Source organism: Paenibacillus sp. yr247 (assembly GCF_900103825.1).
In the GTDB taxonomy this organism is placed as follows: domain Bacteria; phylum Bacillota; class Bacilli; order Paenibacillales; family NBRC-103111; genus Paenibacillus_E.
This window is the reverse complement of record NZ_FNIF01000001.1, coordinates 24973-39340: the sequence shown is the minus strand read 5'-3', so window position 1 is coordinate 39340 and position 14368 is coordinate 24973. Positions and strand designations below refer to the sequence as shown.

The 14368-nt window shown below is 44.4% G+C and carries 17 protein-coding genes; 8 read left to right on the top strand and 9 right to left on the bottom strand.

Annotated elements, in window-relative coordinates; all coding sequences use genetic code 11:
• The first annotated feature begins 31 nt into the window (after positions 1–31).
• Complete coding sequence (locus BLT91_RS00200) at positions 32–829, top strand: hypothetical protein (RefSeq protein ID WP_090815402.1); 798 nt, start codon at positions 32–34, stop codon at positions 827–829.
• 20 nt (positions 830–849) lie between these two features.
• Here the strand turns inward: BLT91_RS00200 and BLT91_RS00195 are convergent, their stop codons facing one another.
• Positions 850–1326, bottom strand: coding sequence for a UPF0158 family protein (locus BLT91_RS00195; protein ID WP_090815400.1), 477 nt, complete (start codon positions 1324–1326; stop codon positions 850–852).
• 207 nt (positions 1327–1533) lie between these two features.
• Here BLT91_RS00195 and BLT91_RS00190 point away from each other — a divergent pair, with 207 nt between their 5' ends.
• The 3 genes from BLT91_RS00190 (at position 1534) to BLT91_RS00180 (ending at position 5320) form a co-directional block, all read left to right on the top strand.
• Positions 1534–2784: an MFS transporter gene (locus BLT91_RS00190; RefSeq protein ID WP_090815398.1), complete on the top strand. Its 1251-nt coding sequence runs from the start codon at positions 1534–1536 to the stop codon at positions 2782–2784.
• Between the two features lie 375 nt (positions 2785–3159).
• Complete coding sequence (locus BLT91_RS00185; RefSeq protein WP_141224908.1) at positions 3160–4518, top strand: phosphodiester glycosidase family protein; 1359 nt, start codon at positions 3160–3162, stop codon at positions 4516–4518.
• A gap of 340 nt (positions 4519–4858) precedes the next feature.
• Positions 4859–5320, top strand: coding sequence for a C40 family peptidase (locus BLT91_RS00180; protein WP_090815396.1), 462 nt, complete (start codon positions 4859–4861; stop codon positions 5318–5320).
• 473 nt (positions 5321–5793) lie between these two features.
• On the opposite strand, the gene BLT91_RS33380 is transcribed toward BLT91_RS00180, so the two are convergent.
• The 5 genes from BLT91_RS33380 to BLT91_RS32240 form a co-directional block, all read right to left on the bottom strand.
• Positions 5794–5922 (bottom strand): hypothetical protein, encoded by a 129-nt coding sequence (locus BLT91_RS33380; RefSeq protein ID WP_302847440.1) that lies wholly within the window; start codon positions 5920–5922, stop codon positions 5794–5796.
• A 497-nt stretch (positions 5923–6419) separates the two neighbouring features.
• Positions 6420–6713: an alanine-tRNA synthetase second additional domain-containing protein gene (locus BLT91_RS00170; RefSeq protein WP_217635163.1), complete on the bottom strand. Its 294-nt coding sequence runs from the start codon at positions 6711–6713 to the stop codon at positions 6420–6422.
• 237 nt (positions 6714–6950) lie between these two features.
• Positions 6951–7250, bottom strand: a complete 300-nt coding sequence (locus tag BLT91_RS00165; RefSeq protein WP_090815393.1) for a YciI family protein — start codon at positions 7248–7250, stop codon at positions 6951–6953.
• A gap of 151 nt (positions 7251–7401) precedes the next feature.
• Positions 7402–7941 (bottom strand): RDD family protein, encoded by a 540-nt coding sequence (locus BLT91_RS00160; RefSeq protein WP_090815391.1) that lies wholly within the window; start codon positions 7939–7941, stop codon positions 7402–7404.
• Positions 7914–8054 (bottom strand): hypothetical protein, encoded by a 141-nt coding sequence (locus tag BLT91_RS32240; RefSeq protein WP_217635162.1) that lies wholly within the window; start codon positions 8052–8054, stop codon positions 7914–7916. Before BLT91_RS32240 ends, BLT91_RS00160 begins: the two co-directional genes overlap by 28 nt.
• Positions 8055–8128: 74 nt before the next feature.
• Here BLT91_RS32240 and BLT91_RS00155 point away from each other — a divergent pair, with 74 nt between their 5' ends.
• The gene (locus tag BLT91_RS00155; protein WP_090815389.1) at positions 8129–8794 is read left to right on the top strand and encodes a DUF2238 domain-containing protein; all 666 of its coding nucleotides are present in this window, start codon (positions 8129–8131) and stop codon (positions 8792–8794) included.
• A 95-nt stretch (positions 8795–8889) separates the two neighbouring features.
• Here BLT91_RS00155 and BLT91_RS31105 read toward each other — a convergent pair whose 3' ends face one another.
• A complete protein-coding gene (locus tag BLT91_RS31105) occupies positions 8890–9066 on the bottom strand; it encodes a hypothetical protein (protein WP_175532012.1) in 177 nt (58 codons plus the stop codon).
• An 18-nt stretch (positions 9067–9084) separates the two neighbouring features.
• Complete coding sequence (locus tag BLT91_RS00150) at positions 9085–9237, bottom strand: M23 family metallopeptidase (protein WP_302847452.1); 153 nt, start codon at positions 9235–9237, stop codon at positions 9085–9087.
• Positions 9238–9474: 237 nt separating this feature from the next.
• Between BLT91_RS00150 and BLT91_RS00145 the strand changes: the two genes are divergently transcribed.
• Genes BLT91_RS00145 through BLT91_RS00135 form a run of 3 tightly spaced genes read left to right on the top strand, consistent with a single transcriptional unit; the run spans position 9475 to position 13096 of the window.
• The gene (locus tag BLT91_RS00145; RefSeq protein ID WP_254776723.1) at positions 9475–10869 is read left to right on the top strand and encodes a spore germination protein; all 1395 of its coding nucleotides are present in this window, start codon (positions 9475–9477) and stop codon (positions 10867–10869) included.
• Positions 10866–11963: a GerAB/ArcD/ProY family transporter gene (locus BLT91_RS00140; RefSeq protein ID WP_090815383.1), complete on the top strand. Its 1098-nt coding sequence runs from the start codon at positions 10866–10868 to the stop codon at positions 11961–11963. Before BLT91_RS00145 ends, BLT91_RS00140 begins: the two co-directional genes overlap by 4 nt.
• Positions 11960–13096 carry a Ger(x)C family spore germination C-terminal domain-containing protein gene (locus BLT91_RS00135; protein WP_090815380.1) on the top strand — a complete coding sequence of 379 codons (1137 nt, stop codon included), beginning with the start codon at positions 11960–11962 and terminating at the stop codon, positions 13094–13096. The genes BLT91_RS00140 and BLT91_RS00135 overlap by 4 nt, the downstream gene beginning before the upstream one ends.
• Before the next feature lie 155 nt (positions 13097–13251).
• On the opposite strand, the gene BLT91_RS00130 is transcribed toward BLT91_RS00135, so the two are convergent.
• Positions 13252–14262, bottom strand: a complete 1011-nt coding sequence (locus BLT91_RS00130) for a phosphotransferase enzyme family protein (protein WP_090815378.1) — start codon at positions 14260–14262, stop codon at positions 13252–13254.
• Positions 14263–14368 lie beyond the last annotated feature (106 nt).

The window sequence follows — 14368 nt, the reverse complement described above, 5'->3', positions numbered from 1 at the left end:
GAAAACGATCAAGTTAGGAAGGGTGGTTTTGATGAAATTAATTTTGGGCAAATCGAATGGGTTGCTCGCCTTAAATTACTTGTTGTCTAAACTCGCAGGGGCCGGATTTGCCTACACAATCATGGCGCTGCTTGTTTTGCTAAGCCGCCATTTTGACGGGGTTGCATTCTCGGAAAGCGTCTTTTCAAAACCGTTGGTTTTATTTTTTTGGGTATTTGGGGTTGCATCCTCGATATTGATCGATGGCCTGACGCGGTGGATCCAGCAAAACATCATTCTCGTAAAAGCCGCCTTATTTGGAGCCTCTGCATTCATCTATTTTATGGTGCTGCCTGGGGATGATGAGTTCAGATACATTGCCTGCGTGTTTGCAACGATCATGGCGTTTATTTTTTTTGGCGGCACCTTGATCGCCGAACGAATCGTTTGGTTTCGAATCGTTTTGTCCATTCTTATTCCGCTAGCGTTTTTTTTCATTTCCAAACAAGATTTTACGATAAAAAAGCAGTGGGTAGAGTCGGCTACCGCGACTTCTTATGACGTTCAATTCGAAATGTTTAACGGAAAGCATGAGATTCCGATTCTCGTAATGAAAGGACAGACGATCAACCTGACCATCCAAGCCACACATGGGAATAACCAAAGCTACAGCATGAGAACGTTTGACGAGGACGGCCACGAGGTCAGCATGTCCAATAATCTTGCAGAATCCAAATACACAAGCATGTATTGGTCAAAAATTCCAATACGTAAAGACGGGGTTATCCGGCTCGTCATGAATGGATTTGATTTCAAAGGGAGCTTTCATGTTGAGTGGAACGTTGAATAACGCAGGAATAGGTGCCATTCTTATGCCTGGATTTCAATATCCTGTTCCTTACACCATTCAATTACTAGTTCCTTTATCTTAATTTCTTTGTACTTGTACCATTGTTTATCGACACCATGTTCTATAATCCCATCCTTAAATCTCCGAAATGCTCCTCTTCCTTGAATAGCTTCATATAGTTCTTCTCGAATATCTTCATCCACTAGAGTCCCAATAAAATCCTCTATCATTTCATATTCGTTGATGTCGTTTCTCAATGTGAAGTCAACGTAGATCCCGTCTTCATCCTCAACAATGCTAATTGCTTTTTCAATGTTCTCCCTTTGCCATTCAGGAAATTTCCCGATTGGCTTTTCATCTTCAGCAGCCCCGATTTCTTCTCTCATTAATGTAATAACTTCTCCTGTTTTAGTGTTTATAAAAGTAAACGTATCATCAATATTAAGTTCAATTTCACTGACTAGATCATCCAATTTTACTGGTTTGTTATTCTTCATTTGTCTTTTGCTCCTTTCGATTCATACAAACATCTTACCCAAAAAAACAAAAAAAGCTACCTAATATAAGAGAAGAGGAATCGGTCTCGGGACGGAGGGATCTTTCGTACTGGCGAACCTTTTTGGTAAATAGACTGTCTTGTAAAATTTACTTATAGGGAACTACTGTATTTCAAAGAAAAAACGATAAATGAAAGGAAGAGATTCATGATTGTCAATCAATCTGCTTCGGCATCCTCGTTGCTTAGCAACCGGTTCGTGCAAGCGATTTTTATGTCCACGTTATTTCTGCAAATCGGTATTTGGGTGCGAAATATCGCCATCCTGCTTTTCGTCAAAAAAATGACTAATAACGACGCGTTCGCCGTATCGCTTATCTCCGTCGCGGAGTTCGCACCGATATTCGTATTTTCGTTTATTGGAGGGACGTTCGCAGACCGGTGGAGGCCGAAAAGGACAATGGTGTGGTGCGACCTGTTAAGTGCGATTTCCATTCTCGCGGTGCTTTTTGCAATGGCGAACGGTTCGTGGAAAGCTGTATTTTTCGCGACGTTAGTGTCTACAACATTATCTCAATTTTCGCAACCCGCCGGCATGAAGCTATTCAGGGTGCATGTGCCTGAACATTTAGTACAAATGGGCATGTCGGTATATCAAACGTTGTTCGCGGTATTTATGATTTTCGGACCGGTAGTCGGCACCTACGTTTACCAGAGCTATGGCATCGAGACGGCAATTGGCATAATGGGCGTTGCCTTTCTGTTGTCGGCTGCTTCGCTATCCTTCCTGCGACGCGATCGTCAAGACGAAGGTGAGGAACAAAAGTCACACTTGTTGGAAGACATTAAGGCGGGGTTCCACTATGTATGGTCCAGCACTATACTCCGTACACTAGGCGGCGGGTATATTGCCGCGGGGCTCGCTTTCGGCCTTATTCAGCCGATGGGCATCTTCCTCATTACAGAGCGGATTGGAAAGCCGGAGAATTATTTGCAGTGGTTCCTATTGGTCAACGGCGTGGCGATGATTATTGGCGGCATGCTGGTTATGAGCTTCTCCAGCAAAGTTTCGCCGCAGAAACTTCTAGCGTTCGGCTTGGCGGTCAACAGCTTGGTGATGATCGCCATGGGGCTCTCGACGGATTATTGGTTCACGCTGGGTCTCCAGTTCATATGCGGGGGCGCAATGCCGTGCATTCAGATCGGGATCAATACGTTGATTTTGAAAAATACGGAGGAATCGTTCATCGGCCGGGTAAACGGCATTCTGACTCCGCTGTTTATGGGTTCGATGGTTTTTACGATGATGCTGTCCGGGGCGATCAAAAACGCGATTTCACTCGTTCCGCTGTTCTTGATCGCAGGTTTATTCTTCCTAGTGGGCGTGGCCATTCTCGTACCACTGTTTAAGTTGAAGGGCAGCATTCAACCTGAACCAGTGAAAGCCGCGGGCAACTAGCTGTCAGACAACAATAACCTGCATATTCTGTCCGTTAACGTAACGAAGGCTGCCGACTTTTCCGGCAGCCTTTTTATTGAGCTATCATTTCCCGTTAGCGGAATGGACTATTATTCCTAAACCCGAATAACAGTTAAAAACACTGCCAATCCAAATAATTTATTGATAAGTTTAACCGTAGAAAGGACAGACGAATGAGTATACTTAGTCTGTCCTTTAACGTCTTATATACAGTCAGAGTACAATTATTTCAAAAAATACCAATGTCATTAAAAATACGGAGTGTTACAATGTAATTTGGTTTGCTAAAGTTAACATTTAATTAGTGAGATTTTTTTAGAGAGAGCATAAATCAATAAAATAGGAGGAGTTACCATGAATATTGCAACATCTACGTACAAACAAATACAGGGCTGGAGTTGGCTGAAGCGAATTTTGGGCGCAGCTGCGCTGTTTGGATTCCTTAGCACTACCTTCTTATATATGACTCCACTAGGGACGAATATCCGCATGTTTTTGGCTAATACTGTCATCGAAACGCAACACCGCGACTGGGCTTGGATCTTCGTCGGTACCAAGAAACGCGATGAAATGATCAACGCGATCGGCTTAATGAGCGATGCAAATGCCAAAGAACCGCAAGATTTGAGCGCAATTACGATCCGCAAACATGAAGGTGAATTAACTAAAGTCGAAGACATCTCAGGTTCAGGCTGGGTTGGCAAAAAAATGTATGTCTACGACCCGCGAGCTCTGCGCGTTGTCGTACCTAACACGGTAGGCCAAGGAGAACGCATAACTTCCATGGTACAGCGCACGGGTGCGGTTGCCGGCGTGAACGGCGGCGGCTTTGACGATCCGCAAGGGCTTGGCAACGGTTTTGCTCCGGTCGGTGTCATAATGTCGGGAGGCCAAATTTTGTACACCGGCGTGGACGGAACCGTTCCACAGCACGTAGTTGCCTTTACTAAGGAAGGTAAGCTCGTTATAGGTAAATATCCAATTGACGAACTCTTGAAGATGCACGTTACAGATGCAGTGTCGTTCTATCCTCGCGTGATTGCGAACGGTAAGGCATTACCGATCGAAGGAGATGGCCTCAACCCGCGGACAGCCATTGGTCAGCGTGCTGACGGCGTCATTATTCTCGTGGTCATCGACGGGCGTCAACCTCCTTACAGTATTGGAGCGACGTTGAAGGAAGTACAGAATTTGTTGCTGGCAGAGGGATGCATTAACGCTGGCTTCCTAGACGGCGGCGCTTCCTCCGAGATGGTTGTAAATGGAGAACTCATAACTAAGCCGTCCAGTAAATATGGCGAACGCAGACTGCCTTCCGCCTTGCTCGTCTTTGAACATCCGGATAAGATTCAAGTTCCGAATATCTGGGATGGTTTGTCGAAGATTGATCCGGGCGGTGCTTACGACAATCCGGATTATATTGCGGACATGCAAAAGCAGCATGCCAATAAACCCAAAACAACGTCTACTCCAAATGCCAAGGCTCCTGCTACAAGAACTCCCGAGCCCACGCAAACGCCTGACGTAATCGAGACTCCGTCTCCATCCCCTGTAGGAAGCATGACGCCTTCGCCTAGCGGAACACCATCAGGCAAACCTACCGTTTCGCCAACGCCAGCCGTTACTCCAACTGGCAGGCCTTCCGTATCGCCAACACCAGGCGCTGCTCTAGGGGAAACGCCAACAGTTACGCCGTCGGGAAAAAATAAATAATATCAAGCCCCAAGCTGTTTAAAGAAGCTTGGGCCTTTTTTTATCTATACAAATTGGTAACCTTCGGACTACAACACTTACAAATCCAGTATTTCCAAAAGTCATTGAAATTATGGAGCAGCGTTGGGGCGTAGCCCGACGGATATTCCGTTTGGCCTTTTTATTAGTCAAGAAGAATCAACTCATGCAGTTCTCAGCAAACTCTAATAAAGTCTATTGAATCGTTGCGGCAAGTACTTTAACAGACATTAAGGTAAATTATAGGATGTTAAATGTATGCTATAGTGGTCACAGGTCAACAAAACAAAGGCCATTGAGCCAACAAGGGAGGATACACAACATGAAAAAAGCCTATAAAGCTATCGCGACTTTTGCTCTGAGTTTATCCGTCTTCATAGGCGGTGCAATGGTGATTTCACCAACAGCAACTCACGCTGCTTCGATTTCGGATAATATCATCTCTACCGGCGAACACTACATGCATACTCCGTATCGATTCGGTTCGGCGTCAGGAAATACTCGTACTTTTGACTGTTCTTCGTTCACACAAACCGTATTCAAAAAATACGGTATCAACTTACCTCGTTCTTCTCGAGCCCAATCGCAAGTAGGTAAGTTCGTGCCGCGGAATCAGCTGCAGCCCGGCGACTTGGTATTCTTTTATTCGCCGATTCACCATGTAGGTATCTACATTGGTAACGGTAAAGTTCTGCACACCTACGGTAGTCCTGGCGTTACAATCTCAGATATGAATCACGGTTGGTGGAGTAACCATTATGCTATGGCACGCCGTGTACTTTAAATAATAAATAAACGTCACACCTTTAAGGGTGGCGTTTTTGTTTGGCTTCGATGTGTAACGAAGATGAAAATGTGGAAATTTAGTTTATACACTTTTTTCTATAAAGCAGCCCACTACAAATGACAATTTGGAACATCATTGGGACACATCTGAGCCTAAGCTTAGGAAAATAGATGGAAAAACATGGATCTAAATTGATGGAATTATTGACGTGGTATCAGCGGCAGTTCGTTCGGCAAACCCTGATGCAAGCAAGTGCAAATCTGCACTTAACAATTCGCTTAGTATCTTAAACGGAGCAAATAAATAAAAATGAAAAGCAGTCGTCTGGTTTCAGACGACTGCTTTTCGCTTGATTATGTCAATATCTGACTTCACAAAACTGCCCGTTAACGTAATGAAGCTAGGAATCATATACGGCAGCTTCATAATTCAGCTTTAAGTAATTATTTCCTTAACAGTTTTCTGAGAAATTATTGCTGCTTAGGCCATATCGCCTCCAATTGAATGCCGTTGTTATCGAAAAATCCAAAGCTTCTCGTCGGTCCATTGCTCAGTAGTGCGGTCATTTCAACACTGAAGTCCTCCAACCGGCTCCTCATTAGCAGGCTGGCAGCTTCATCCTGAAGCGCAAAAGCAACATGCTGCAAAGCACCTGGGATAAAGGTCAGGCGCTGCAGCGCTTCTGGGTGCGAATGAATTTGCGCATTAGCTAGCTCGAAGAAATGCAGCCCCCAAGTTTCGGCAGTAGCCCCTGGCTTTATGAAGGCATGCCGCCCATGAAAGGGATTTGCGGGAAAATGGGATCCCTTACTGGAAGAGTCCTCTTCGAATTAAATTCGCCGTAACAGGTTCTCTCCCAACTTCTTTTCCCCACACAGATAATTGACCGATGTTCTTATCACCTATGTTTTTAACACAATCGTTACTTAGTTTTAATCTTTGATTAATAAATCATGGTTATTATATAAACAGACCCCCTTTAAAATAAGGAAAATCGGACTTACAACCTTAAAACGGTGTAGGTCTGATTTTCATTTCGTTATAGGTAATTCAGTGTTAAGCACGTACCTTTTGACAACAAGTCGCTGTTTATTCTTTATTTCATAGAGGTCTTTTCAGTTATTGGAACAATATTATTTCGTTTCAGTTTAATGACGCCCATTTCGCCTGTTTTCTTCAAGTGAGATCCACCACATGGAACTTTTGAAAATCCTTTGATCTCCCAGTACCGCCTTCCATTGCCTTCATCATCGAATGCGCTAATAATATCGTAGTCTGCCTCAATGACTTTATGTCGTGCTTTATCTTGAGCGATATGAGCGCCTATCTTTTCGATACCCTTTAATTTCTTATATACCAATTCTAATACAACTTCCGCCGGAAAAAGCATAAAAAATGGTTCGGTTCACAGTGATATCGTTAGCTTTTACTCTAGTTACGCAAGTGCCCAATTCGGTTAAGTACGGGCTTGTCCAAAATACCTTTTCAACCATATTAACACTTCCTCGATTTATTCTTGATAATGCATGACGACTTAGCAGAACAGTCTGCCGATAAGCCGCGGCAGCCTGTTCTTATACCATATTTTTGAGCCCTTATGTTTCATTAGCACAAAAAAGCGTAGTCATTAACGCCCTTCCATTACCCCTACTTTGTACGGATGTAGCTCAGTATCCATAATACCTGCTTTAACTGCAGGATCATTTTCATACATTTTTTGAGCGGATTCTGGGGAGTCAGCTTTATAAATAATAATCCCATAAGTCCCATCTAAACAAGGACCAGACAAAACAACCTTTCCTTCTGAAAACATTCGTCGAACATACTCAAGATGCTCTCCCATGACCATCTTTTCTTCCGGTGTCATTGTTGCCAACCAATTCTCACGCTTTGGTTTGGCAATAGCCAAAAACTCAAGTTGAGACAATGCCTAACACTCCTCATTTTTTCAACTGCAAATCACCATTATTTTATCACGTTTAATTAGTTCGGGTACAAGTTGATTATTTTGAGTTGCATTAACCTCCCTCTATGGAGAATCTGTCGGGCAACAATTGAGAGTGGGGCTCCATGAATCCTTAATCTTTGTACCTTATAACAGTCCCCACGATAGAGTCATAAACAGTTTGTTTATTTTTGTTCCATAATGGACTTATCAAATAAATAAGAACCAGACCGTAGACCGTCCCCAATAATGAATAAATTAAATAATTGGGGTACTCAGAAGGAATCACCATGTGCCAAATGGTGAAATGGGCTAGCTCCCAAGGGAGAAATTTAAGTGCAGAACGAAAAAGCGAAAATCCGAATCCGATTGGTTGACCGTAAATGTCAGCCACCACAACCCCCATTTTTCGTTTACCCCATGTTGCATGTGATTTCGACCCCTCACAGACAGCAAAATAAAGATATACAGGCAGTGTAATGAATAGAAACCCAGTGATCTCCGCTAACAAAGCATTTGTCGTAAACAGCGGAATCACCAACGGTCGTACAAGAAAAGATACTCCTATCAACAGGATGATGTAGCCCAAAATGATAACATAATCCCACAAAAAGGCGATTATGCGGATGCCAAACGGTACGCACTTTAGATTTTCATGTATTCGGTCGTCCACTGATTTTCAGCCCCCATTTCATCATAAGCGTCTGAAGGAAAAATATGACCAAAGACTAAACGTAGATGATCCAATAGGCGGCAAACGTGTCCGGCATAAATAATCTGCATCATGTTTACATATTTGTCTACACTATGTAAATCAACTCATTAGTTTCCCAAAGTATAACAAAGAAAGGTGGACTTTTATGATTAAGAATTCTATGTATAAGGAACAGACGAACATGATGACGAACCCGAACATACCGTTTTCCCGCAATTGGTCACTGCACCTAATGATCTTCGTTTTTGCCGTGTATTGGGGATTCATGGCCATCTCTCCGTCTGACCGGATGCTATGGCTTATGGAAAGTTTGCTTCCCGTTGGTGTCGAGCTTGTCCTTGTTTTCACTTATAAAGTTTTCCGTTTCTCCAACTTTTCCTATTTGCTCATATTTATTTTTCTTTGCTCACATACCTATGCGGCTCATTATACATATCAGGGCACACCTTTCGACATGTGGCTGAAAGCTTCGTTTCATACCCAGAGAAGCTACTACGATCGTGTCGTTCATTTCGCATTCGGTTTGTTCTGTGCATATCCAGTCCGTGAATTGCTAACCCGGGCCGCCGCACAGCGCGGTTTTTGGTCTTATGCCATTCCCGCGGCAGTCGTTCTCAGTTGGAGCGCCTGTTTCGAAATCTTAGAAATGGGGGCCTCCTTTGTGGCTGGGCAAAAAGGCGGGGAATATATCGGTCTGCAAGGAGATGTCCTCGACACTCAAAAAGACATGGGACTTGGATTAGCAGGAACGGTCATTTCAATGGGAATGCTTGCATGGATATTATGGCGGAAAGAAGTTAAAAAGAGGTAATGATCTGAGAAGTAGTAAATAATGGCTCAATATAGCTTACTACAGTTTCGATATCACCGTTATTGATGGAATCCAAAAAATGCGTAATGGTATCTTTAAGTCTCGATCTCTTCAGGGTTTTGTGGGAAATGCTGCTTACATTCAGTATTCTTCTCAGTGTTTGCTCGAGGAATAGGGTTACCAAGCTTATTGTGATTCACCAATAGAGGAATCACCAATACAGCAAGAAGCAGTACCAGCCAGGCAATAATGAGATACTTGATCATTCTCATATCGCTTCCACGTCCTTCTTAATGATTAGGTGTTAAGAATTGGGCCGGATTTACATACGCCCCATTGACGATCACAGAGATGTGCAGGTGACGTGCTGTAGACTTTCCGGTGCTGCCCATAAGTGCTATCACCATCCCCTGCTTGACAGAATCGCCTTTATGAACTTGAATACGAATTTACTCATAGTCGGTCGATGGATACGCATAGCCCTTTCTGCGAAAAAGAGCAGGTCAAAATGCTTGAAAGTACCCCCCCCCGCGAGATCGCTCCATCAGATAGGAATAGGAATAGGAATCGGAATAGGAATAGGAGTATGAGTGTAAAATAAGGAAAAATTTCGTGAGAAGAGGAGATCTTTATTGAAAGCTGATCCATCTCTAGATAATACCGAGAAGTCGCTGAAGGAAATGCTATCACAAAGCTCCGACTTCAAATCGAGTGATTTCGCTGTCGACGACTGCCATTTCCGACTTTTTTATTTAGATACAATGATCAATTTTGACGTTGTGCAAGACCATATTATTCGCCCTTTGCTTCATCACACGGACGCCGTCAGCGTCCGCGAAGCCGTGTCCATTCTGGATTACATCGAGACGGATATTCTATCGGTTGGGTCGAAAGCGCTGGTGAAAGGGAAGACGGTGCTCCAAATCGATGGCGAAGCGAAGCTCTATTTGCTTGGAACAGAGCTGAAAAAAGAACGCTCGGTCAACATTCCGGTGAACGAACGCGTGCTGCGCGGTTCCAACGAAGCATTGATCGAAAAGTTGGATACCAATCTCAATTTGATGCGCAAGCTGATCGCGACGCCCGATCTTGTCGTAAAGTACTATCAACTCGGTCGCAGATCGGATACGAGAGTCGCCGTCCTTTACTTGCGTTCCGTCGCCAACGAAGACGTCGTAATGGAGTTTGAGCGCAGGATCGGGAGCATCGACATCGATTACGTCGAAGCGCCCGGTTTTCTCAAAGAGTTGATCCAAGAGAGAAAGTTTTCGCTGTTTCCGCAAATACTCGTATCCGAAAGACCGGACCGGGTAAGGTCTTACCTGATGGATGGGAAAATCGCGATTTTGACCGACGGTTCACCCGATTGCCTTATGGTTCCGGTTTCGTTCTGGGCGTTCTTCCAAAGCCCCGACGATTATCAAATCAACTGGCTGTTCGGCAGCACCTTACGGTTTCTTCGGGTCGTCTCCTTTATTCTTGCGATCAGCTTGCCCGGCGCTTACGTGGCCCTTGTCACCTTTGACCCTCGCATTATCCCGTTCGAAATCTTGCTGACTCTGCAAAGCTCCATGCAATACGTCGGGATGCCTCCAGTACTCGAAGCGATTTTCATGCTAGTCACGCTCGAAATCCTGCGGGAGGCAACCGTCCGTCTCTCAAGCCCGATCGGGCAGACGATCGGCGTCGTCGGCGGTATCGTGATCGGTACCGTTGTCGTACAGTCCAATCTGATTTCCACGATGATGGTCGTCGTAATAGCGTTTACGGCAGTTGCTTCTTTTATCATTCCATCCTATGAAATGAGTATCGCGGCCCGTCTATTGCCGTACCCGTCTATCGTCTTGTCCGCGACCTTCGGACTGATCGGCTTTGAGCTTTACTTACTCTTGGTGCTGACGCATTTGGCCCGGTTGCATACGATGGGCATTCCGTTTTTTTACTCGGGTTTTAGCGGGGATTCGATCAGGGACACGATATTCAGAGGGCCGCTCCGGAGCTTGAAAAAACGTCCGAAGGAAAGCCTGGCGCAAGACGAGACGAGAATAAAGGCATCGGGAGGAAAGACCGAATGATCCGCATGGAGAAGCTATCCCTTCAACAGCTTATTTGTCTCGTGATTTTGACCCAAATCGGCGCTCACGTTTTAACGATCCCCATCGCAGAATCTAAACACTCGGGTTACGATTCGTGGATGTCCTTATTGATCGGGGGGGGGATGGCTCAAGTCGTCATCCTGATCATCTATCAGCTTAGCAAAAGATATGCCGATCGGCCGTTGCCCCAATATATATTCGCGATCGTTGGAAAGCCGCTCGGGTCGGTCCTGAACGTCTTGATTGCCTTGTTCTTCGCCCAGTCGAGTCTAATGGTCCTTGTCACTTACTCCGATATCATCAACCGATGGGTGTTATTTACGACCCCTTGGTTTGTGATCATCGGGATTTCGACAGCGATCGCCGCATATATCGCTTCTTCTACGCTCCGGTCGGTGGTCACAATTACACAGACGATTATGTTCATGTTTCTGATTTGTTTTGTGATCGTATTTATAAGTGGTACGGGAAAAGGGGACCTGCGTCATTTTCTGCCGATCGGTAGTCATGGGATCGGAGCGATTATGAAGGATGCTATTCCTTCCGTGTGGGCATACGCGGGATATGAGCTTCTTCTGTACGTTTTTCCTTTCGTAAAATGCCGCAAGAAGAAGGATATCATGATCGCCATGTCTGTCGCCAATGGATTTACGACCTTTTTTTACGTCATGATTTCGTTCATTGTGACGTACAACTTCAGCGAAAACCAACAGAAGTCCATTGCCGAGCCGATGGTGTTCATTCTACGGCAATTTCGATGGCCTATCGTGCAAAGCCTCGATATTCTATTCATGACGATTTGGTTCAGCGTGACCACGGTAACCGTTTATGTTTATCTGTTTTTGTCCGCCCGTCATTTGGCTTTCATCCGGAGCAAAGAAATCCGAAACCATCCGCTTCTCGTATGGATGTTGGCATTCGTCTGCTTCTCGATCGGGATATGGGGCTCCGACCGGCAATGGATTTTCCGATTTATCAAATACCATGATATGTCTTCGATGTTTTTCATTATGATTGTGCCGACCGTGCTGTTGCTTACTTCACTTGTACGGGGAAAGGCGGGTGTAGGATGAAAAAAGCAGCAATCGTCATTTTGTCGCTGCTGCTGTTGACCGGCTGCTGGGATCGCTTGCCGCTGCGCGATCTTAATCTGGTGGACATTGCCGGTGTTGACTTGGACGAGAAGAGCGGGGGCGTCCTGCTCAATTTCGTCGTCACAAAGCTAAAGAAAGCGGGGCAAGGAGGAGGGGAGCCGTTTTCGGAGACGACGGAGCTCAAAGGAAGGAACATAGTCGAAGCTTTCGAACAAGGAGTGTACCATGATCGAGGTCCATTCTCTGGGATCAACACGGGTGTTTTTTTATTAAGTGAAAAGTTCGTTGCGAATGCTCCTTTCCAAGAGCTTGCATTTTTGCTCCACGCCCGCAATACGTCGATCAATACCTCTGTTGTCGTATACGAAGGGTCCGTGTCTAAGCTTATAAAAAATAAATCGAGCGAGAGCAAAACATTTGCACGTAACATGTTTTTGTTTAATAAGTCTTTGAAAACAAACGGAATTATACCCACCGTTTCCATGATGCATTTTATTCTATCCCATGGAGATCCATTGGAAGATATGTTGCTTCCGATGGTGAAGCAAAGCGATTCGGGTTTAGAGTTGGACGGCGCCTTATTATTCCGTCAAGGCGAGAGTACCGGGGTTAAGCTTAGCAAAGAGCAAATTCGAATGGTGATGTTCTTAGGTGGGCATGGAAAAGGAAAGAAAAAGGTTGCCGTAAATTTATCACAAAACGGGGAGGCACGACAACCGCATACGGGGCAGGTAGACGGAACAACTTATGCGTTTTCCGCCCAAAAAGTGGATTCGAAGATCACCGTGCGCTCGGAAGCGAGCGGATTGCCGGAGGTAGGCATCAGGGTTCGTTTGAAAATTAATGTTATCGAGCTTGGCCAAGAAATTCATTTGCTAAAGTCTGATTACGTAGAGCGAATGGAAAAAGAATTGGCCACTCATTTGGAGGAAACGGCGGCAGCGACGATCAAGGTTTTGCAAAAAGCGAATTGCGACGCTCTCGGCATTGGCATGCAAATAAAGGCGTTCCATCCGAACATATGGAAGTCTTTAAATTGGCGCAAAGACTATCCGCAATTGCCGATCGTTCCGCATTTCGACGTAGAGATCCTGAACGCGGATGCCGATTAACTTAGAGGGGTATTTCTTAGCGACCGCCGCCAGAAAATTCGAAAACCGTTCCATAAGTAAGCACATAGTCAGTATTATGAGAAGCATCGAAGAACAACTGAACGTCCTTGATGCTTCTTTCTTAAATCTTATCGGAGCGAAGGAGACCATTTTAGTTATATAACACTTCTAATGTTTGGAATAACCGGTTCACTGGAAAGTAGGTGTACTAGATCCGTCTCGGTTAATCTTTTCAGCGTATTGGATACGTAAGAATTGTCCTTCTGTAAGATGAATTCTGCTATAACGCTCAATATAAATAAAATTTTGAAAGCTTCGATGGTGACGATATCATAATGAGTAAGCCTGCGTATAGAGTGATAGCCTTTAATCATTTGTACTTCGCTGTCGTCCCCTCCCATATGTGCACACATTTCTCCTAAGTCATAAAGAAGGTAGCCATAAACACATCTCCCAAAATCGATCGGAATCACCTTCTCCCCATCCGATAAAAAGTTAGCGTCACGCAAATCCGTATGGACGATGCCGGTGTAATACGGGTTTTGATCCATCTCATCCATTCTTTGTATGATGAACTCCAACGCTTCCTTAACTATAGCATTTTGGGCAGTTGTAATCGTACCGGCATCTATCCCTAGCTCTACTGTATGTATTATGTTTTGTACATATTGTTGCCTGTGAACCGGTCTGTTGCTGTATTCACTCTGTAAGTGCTGATTGGAGCATTGATGCAGCTTGGCAGCTACTGCACCTGCATTGTAGGCTTGGCTTACATACTGTTCAGAGCCTTTCACCAGTTCATTTCCGGCAATAAAATTTCTTAACAAGCATTGTGCACTTGTTCCATTGACCGTAATCGAAGATAGCAATTGGCCATCTTTGTTTTTGATAGGAGATGGAGATTTGAGTTCAGGATACTTCTCGTTCAAAATATTTAAAATGCGCACTTCAGAAGCGATAGCTGCAGGAGTAAAGTATTTGCTGTTATCATCATTTGCAGTGCTGCCTTCTTCTTCTCTTTTTAAATATATATCGAAGACGTACTCTTCCTTATTTGTACCATAAACCTTGTAAACTATTTTGTTGCTGTGGGATATAAACTCGATTTGCTCAGCATGCATTGAATATTGTTCTAGTAATAGATCCTTTATAATGTTTTCGTACATGTATGTTCACCTCGTCTTACTAGCAAAATAGCCGTGCTGCGGACGATATCCAATCCGGCATTGCGTTCCATTATCATGTTCTCCTTCCATTAAGGAAAATATTGTA

Excerpts from the sequence above, each read along its gene's own strand:
- BLT91_RS00135 (WP_090815380.1), top strand. The coding sequence starts at position 11,960 with ATGAAAAAAGCAGCAATCGTCATTTTGTCGCTGCTGCTGTTGACCGGC.
- BLT91_RS00190 (WP_090815398.1), top strand. The coding sequence starts at position 1,534 with ATGATTGTCAATCAATCTGCTTCGGCATCCTCGTTGCTTAGCAACCGG.
- BLT91_RS00200 (WP_090815402.1), top strand. The coding sequence starts at position 32 with ATGAAATTAATTTTGGGCAAATCGAATGGGTTGCTCGCCTTAAATTAC.
- BLT91_RS00185 (WP_141224908.1), top strand. The coding sequence starts at position 3,160 with ATGAATATTGCAACATCTACGTACAAACAAATACAGGGCTGGAGTTGG.
- BLT91_RS32240 (WP_217635162.1), bottom strand. The coding sequence starts at position 8,054 with ATGATGCAGATTATTTATGCCGGACACGTTTGCCGCCTATTGGATCAT.
- BLT91_RS00140 (WP_090815383.1), top strand. The coding sequence starts at position 10,866 with ATGATCCGCATGGAGAAGCTATCCCTTCAACAGCTTATTTGTCTCGTG.
- BLT91_RS00195 (WP_090815400.1), bottom strand. The coding sequence starts at position 1,326 with ATGAAGAATAACAAACCAGTAAAATTGGATGATCTAGTCAGTGAAATT.
- BLT91_RS00180 (WP_090815396.1), top strand. The coding sequence starts at position 4,859 with ATGAAAAAAGCCTATAAAGCTATCGCGACTTTTGCTCTGAGTTTATCC.
- BLT91_RS33380 (WP_302847440.1), bottom strand. The coding sequence starts at position 5,922 with ATGAGGAGCCGGTTGGAGGACTTCAGTGTTGAAATGACCGCACTACTG.
- BLT91_RS00155 (WP_090815389.1), top strand. The coding sequence starts at position 8,129 with ATGATTAAGAATTCTATGTATAAGGAACAGACGAACATGATGACGAAC.
- BLT91_RS00130 (WP_090815378.1), bottom strand. The coding sequence starts at position 14,262 with ATGTACGAAAACATTATAAAGGATCTATTACTAGAACAATATTCAATG.
- BLT91_RS00145 (WP_254776723.1), top strand. The coding sequence starts at position 9,475 with ATGCTATCACAAAGCTCCGACTTCAAATCGAGTGATTTCGCTGTCGAC.
- BLT91_RS00170 (WP_217635163.1), bottom strand. The coding sequence starts at position 6,713 with ATGCTTTTTCCGGCGGAAGTTGTATTAGAATTGGTATATAAGAAATTA.
- BLT91_RS31105 (WP_175532012.1), bottom strand. The coding sequence starts at position 9,066 with ATGAGAATGATCAAGTATCTCATTATTGCCTGGCTGGTACTGCTTCTT.